The 1,289-nt window shown below is 64.9% G+C and carries 2 protein-coding genes; both read left to right on the forward strand.

Annotated features, from left to right (window positions below; translation table 11 throughout):
• Positions 1 to 878: sensor histidine kinase (locus tag AC1DT2_RS23685; protein WP_477299133.1), on the forward strand; the 878-nt coding region annotated here is incomplete at its 5' end.
• A partial coding sequence (locus AC1DT2_RS23690) for a LytR/AlgR family response regulator transcription factor (protein WP_477299135.1) occupies positions 875 to 1,289 on the forward strand: 415 nt, incomplete at its 3' end. The genes AC1DT2_RS23685 and AC1DT2_RS23690, both read left to right, overlap by 4 nt.

Genomic DNA, 1,289 nt, shown 5'->3' on the forward strand with positions numbered 1-1,289 from the left:
CCGCGAAGGGCGGTTGGGGACGCTTCTTCGCGATCCACCTACCGGCGGGCGCGGTGTTGGCGACGGCGCAGGTGCTGCTCACGCTGTCGTTGTACTGGGCGATCTGCGGGCCGTCGGCGTCCATGAAGGGCATGACCTTCGGTGCCTTCGTGCTCATGCAGTTCGTCTACAACGCCCATCTGAGTTTCATCACTTACTGGGTGTTGCTGGTGTTGCTTCGCGCGATCGACTCGCAGCAGCGTCTGCGCGACGAACGACTGCGCAATTCGTACCTGGAAACCCAACTCGTGCAGTCCCAGTTGCAGACGCTTCGCGTGCAGCTACAGCCGCATTTCCTGTTCAATACGCTGAATGCGATCTCGGCGCTGGCACTCGCCGACCCGATGCAGGCACGCCTGATGATTTCCCGGTTGAGCGATTTCCTCCGGCTCACGCTGGAGGAACGGCACGCGCAGCAGGTGCCGCTGTCACGCGAGCTCGAGTTCCTCGAGTGCTATCTCGGCATCCAGCAGGTGCGTTTCCAGGATCGCCTGGTGACGCACATGGACGTCGCCAGCGATACGGTGCGTGCCCTCGTGCCCAACATGATCCTGCAACCGCTCGTAGAGAACGCGTTACGCCATGGCCTGCTGGACAAACCCGAGCGCGGCACGTTGCACATCGTGACGCGTCGCCACGGTGACGACCTGCACGTCCAGGTCGATGACGACGGTCTGGGCCTGCCACCGGAAGGCGCGAAGGACGGCATCGGCCTGGGCAACACACGAACGCGGCTGGACATGCTGTTCGGCGGGTCGGCCACGCTGGAGCTGTCGCGACGTGCCGACGGCGGCACGCGCGTCGAGATGCGCTTCCCCTACCGGGAGCAGGCGGCATGAGTGCGCCTGCCATTCGGGCGCTGCTGGTCGACGACGAGATGCTGGCCCGGCTCGCACTCCGCCAGGCGCTGGCGTCGCATCCGGATATCGACGTCGTCGGCGAATGCGGCAACGCCACCGAGGCGAAGCAGGCTATCGCGGCCCTGGAGCCGGAGCTGCTGTTCCTGGACATCCGCATGCCGGGCATGGACGGCTTCCGTCTGCTGCACGGGATGCAGCGCAGTACCTTGCCGATGGTCGTTTTTGCGACGGCGTATGGGCAGCATGCCCTGCGCGCGTTCGACGCGAATGCCATCGATTACCTGCTGAAGCCCATCGACCAGGCACGTTTCGACCAGGCCATGTGTCGGGTGCGGCAGCATTGGCAGGGACTGAACGTCGCTTCGGTGAGCGCTCCGACGGCGTATCTCC

Source organism: Luteibacter sp. P4_E6 (assembly GCF_056401535.1).